The sequence below is a fragment of the Bacillus luti genome (assembly GCF_001884105.1).
In the GTDB taxonomy this organism is placed as follows: domain Bacteria; phylum Bacillota; class Bacilli; order Bacillales; family Bacillaceae_G; genus Bacillus_A; species Bacillus_A luti.
Genome location: NZ_MACI01000015.1, coordinates 1 through 4,225, shown reverse-complemented (window position 1 = coordinate 4,225; position 4,225 = coordinate 1). Strand labels below are relative to the sequence as shown.

General features: G+C 32.2%; 3 protein-coding genes and 1 other RNA gene. 1 reads left to right on the top strand and 3 read right to left on the bottom strand.

The annotated features are described in order from the left end of the window. The coding region (locus BAQ48_RS04335; protein WP_116758468.1) for a Cna B-type domain-containing protein at positions 1 to 1,313 on the bottom strand (1,313 nt) is incomplete at its 3' end. A 996-nt stretch (positions 1,314 to 2,309) separates the two neighbouring features. Between BAQ48_RS04335 and BAQ48_RS04330 the strand changes: the two genes are divergently transcribed. After that, positions 2,310 to 2,900 carry a TetR/AcrR family transcriptional regulator gene (locus tag BAQ48_RS04330; protein ID WP_071710105.1) on the top strand — a complete coding sequence of 197 codons (591 nt, stop codon included), beginning with the start codon at positions 2,310 to 2,312 and terminating at the stop codon, positions 2,898 to 2,900. A 347-nt stretch (positions 2,901 to 3,247) separates the two neighbouring features. Here the strand turns inward: BAQ48_RS04330 and ssrA are convergent. Then, positions 3,248 to 3,602, bottom strand: a transfer-messenger RNA (tmRNA) gene (gene ssrA / locus BAQ48_RS04325). Positions 3,603 to 3,727: 125 nt separating this feature from the next. Further along, positions 3,728 to 4,195 carry an SsrA-binding protein gene (smpB, locus tag BAQ48_RS04320; RefSeq protein ID WP_001123918.1) on the bottom strand — a complete coding sequence of 156 codons (468 nt, stop codon included), beginning with the start codon at positions 4,193 to 4,195 and terminating at the stop codon, positions 3,728 to 3,730. Positions 4,196 to 4,225 lie beyond the last annotated feature (30 nt).

The following is a 4,225-nucleotide window of genomic DNA, read 5'->3' as shown; positions in this document are numbered from 1 at the left end:
TCAGGTTTTGGTTGTTCTTCTAATTCTTCTGTTGTTTCCCAATTTTCTTCTAGCGTTTCTTCCTTACCTTCGTGTATCTTCACATTTGTAATGTCATATCCATTAACTTTCGATTGATATCCCGATACTGGTTGCTCTTTCACTTCATACTTATAAGCTTTTCCTTCAGAATCAAATACTCTTAAGTTTTCAAACTCGTATTTCCAATCATTTGTTTCCGCTACTTTTTTCGTTGCAATTACTTTACCATTTTGTATTAAATCTACTTTAATTTCTTTTGGACGATCATTTACTTTGTCGCCTTTCCACGTTTTCGCTCCTGCAACAGATGTAGTTGCATTTAAGTCCCCTTCAGCACCACCGTCTAACGAGATATTTTCAACTTGTGCAGTTTGCGAATCAGAAACTGGATCATTGTTTACCACTTGGTATTCGATAGTATAATCATTCTTCAGATGTCCTAGTCTCTTCCCAGCTTCAGTTATGTTAGCTGTATATGCAATCGAAAATCTATTACCACTAGCTTTATCCTTATTCAATACAGCTTTGAATGTTGTATCATTGATAAACTGAATTGTTCCATAACCTTTCTCTTCAAACTCTTTCAACGTTACATATCGGCGATCTGTGCCATTATCAACAATTATATAAAAGCTGTCCTTATTAAACGTTTGTCCTTCTTGTAAACTATCCGTTAGCTTAATATCAGTGCTTAAATGTTCTCTGTTATAGTTTACATTCAAGAACCAACGAACTTCATCAGATTTATCTGGTTGAATATCTCCGCCTTTATAAGAAAACGGACCTCTAGGATCTGTACCGTCACCGCCACCACTAGTTGGACCAGTAATCGTTACTTTTTGCATTTCTAAATTTGTTCCTAGGTTAGTTTGAATTTCTTTCTTTTGATTTGTTTCCACATTTGTAGCTTGAACATTTATAGTAAAGAACCCTCTAATATTTTCACGCGTACTTACTTTTTCATTAAATGTACATATCGCAACGCCTGCCGATACTTCACAAACACCATAATCATCTAATAGTATTTTCCCATTAAATCCTTTAAGTTCTGGAGGTAATGTTAATGTCAATACATCTCCAGGCTGTAGCTTATAACCATCTTTTTCACTGAAATTGACAGTGATTTTAGTTCTTTCTCCATAATTTAAATCTGTTTTATCGATTTTAAAACTATCTACAAACTCTGCCGTATTTAATTCTTGCGCCTTAGCGATTGTTGGTACTAAACTTTGGGCCATAACAACCATAAAAATTAAAAAAGTTGAAAGGCATTTTTTAAAATTAATATTCATATTTCCCCCTATTATCATTATTAAATTGTTATTCCTCGTTACAACATTCGAATAAACTTATACTAACCTCCTTAAAAATATCGCAACAAAATCTTTTTATATAATCTTCTTTTTAAAAATAGAAATATTAAAAAAAAGTTTTTCCTTACCTTGTAATTAATAGCATTCTAAATTATTAATTAAACATATTAAGTGAGTTCATTCTATATGATTGTATAGACAACTTCTCCCCTAAACGAGATAACACCTCTCTAATTGATTAGAGAGGTGTTATTAGCGTATTTCTAACTATTCAAATATGAAAACAATGATACAAGCACGTTATAGCAGCAAGGGAATTGATATTATTTATCCCTAAATTTCGCATGAAATTTTTCAAACTTTATCATTTTGATTCAACCATATATTCTACGCTATCATAATATTATTCATTTGTAATATTTATCACCCTAATTAGGACCGAACTGTTCGGTCTGTTTTTGATTCTACCATTTGTTCTACATCATTACAATATTATTCATTAAAAAACATTTGAATATTTTAATATAATCTCTATTCCACCAAAATAATTCTCAATATTCATTTACTTTTAGAATAGTAATACTTTTCATAAAAAATTGTTATATAGTCCTTATGTTCCTAAAAGCACACAGATCAAAAACACTTTCTTCTTTATTATTTAACAATTTCAATTACGATTCCTCAAAAAGTAATTTTATCCTTAAAATCATTTTTACAAAATAACAAAAATGATAATCGTACCATTGTCTATATTTACAAACTTGTAACTTGCTTTAAATAAATATGTATATAATAATATGTAAGTAACATTTGGTTCTTGTAGCATGCGTGAAGTAAAAACTTATGACTTGCTATACATTTATCATTTTAGAGTAAACATATATAACAAAAAATAATCTAAAAAACTAATTTTAAGAATATAAAAAATTCAAAACAAAAAGATTAATGATTCGAAACTTGAGAGGGGCATTGATTATGGTTAAGGTAGATGAGGTAAAAGAAAAAATAATTGAAAAATCCTTATATCTATTTAATACACAAGGAATTTCCCGTACATCAATTCAAGATATAATGGATGCTACTTCTCTACCTAAAGGTGCTATTTATCGTCGATTTAAAGGTAAAGAAGAAATTGCACTGGCTGCATTTCATAAAGGTGGAGAAATTATATGGAGCCATTTTTATGAGGCTATGGAAAATGAAGAGAAAGTCATTGATAAAATCATTTCCATTTTCCTTGTATACCAAGATGCTGCCAACAATCCTCCAATACCTGGTGGGTGTCCTTTACTTAATCTTGCAATTGAAAGTACAGATGTCTTTCCTGAGTTACATAAGGCAGCAGCAAAAGGATATGATAATACCGTAGTACTAATGGAGTCTCTTATTAGAGAAGGAATAGAAAAAAGGGAATTTAAGGATGATATAGATGCTCCATCACTTGCTTCTTTTCTTTCTTCTTCTATGCAAGGAGTTATTATGGCTAGTCGAGTATCAAAAAATAATATACACCATCATTATTTTCTAGAACAAATAAGACAACTTCTGAATTCATATTCAATTTAAAAAACAGACACAACATAAAGTAAACTAGCTTTCTTATAGCTAGTTTACTTTATGTTTATTTCATACTTTACGGATTCTCTAATTTATTTAATTATGCCTTTCGACCTAAATAATTATAAATTTATATAATATATTATTAATACTTTGTGCTTGCTCTAAAAGTTAATCATAGACATTCACAAAATTACATTTTAAAATATTAACTTGATAGGTAAAACTTCTTGGAATTCATAAGTTGAGCGTAAACTAAAAGAAGCATAAAATGGCTGTTTCAGCTATCTTATGCTTCTTATTACATATATCAATAAAAAAATCCCTACAAAATAAAAAAACCACCAAATATGTATTGGTGGAGACGGTGGGAGTCGAACCCACGTCCAAAAATATCGGCACTTAAGCTTCTACGAGTGTAGTCGATATATTAGCATTTCGCAAACTCTTCGGCCTATCGACAGGCTTCCAAGTTGCTAGTCTGATTATTCTCTTCCTTCGCCCTCAGACGGCGAACTCCGGCGTAGTCCACTTAGTTTGAGTCCCTTACCCTACCACATGGACGATGGAGGGAGGAACCTTTAGTGCAATTAAGCAGCTAAAGAAAGATTGTTTTGTTTGCCAATTATAGGCTTTGACGTTTTAACGAGGCCGATCCCCTCGACTCGCAACCTAAGCTCGAACTATCCCTGTCGAATCCGTAACGTCCCCATGATAAAAATGGAGCATACGAAGAAATATCGTGATAGCTACTAAGAGCTGTTTTTCAATGTGCAACAATCTTACATAAGTTATTATAACATACGCGCGTCGTTTTACAAATGTAAATATCTGTATTACATCTTTTGGCGATCACGGAACGCGCGTGCAATTTCACGTTTAGCTTCTTTCTCTTTTAAATCGTGACGTTTATCAAATTGCTTCTTACCTTTTGCTAAACCAAGTGCCATTTTTGCAAATCCATTTTTCAAATAGATTCTAAGTGGAACTAGTGCGTAACCCGTTTCTTTTGCAGCTCCCGCTAGCTTATCAATTTCTTTTTTATGAAGAAGTAATTTTCTCGTACGAAGCGGATCGTGGTTGAAACGATTCCCTTGTTCATATGTACTAATATGCATATTATGAACCCATACTTCACCATTATGTATACGTGCAAACGCATCTTTCAAGTTTACGCGACCAGCGCGAATCGACTTAATTTCCGTTCCTTGAAGGACAAGCCCTGCTTCATATGTTTCTTCGATGAAATAATCATGAAATGCTTTTTTATTTTGTGCAATAACCTTACCTGTACCTTTTGGCATACAACGTCCCTCCTCTATTTTTACCATTGT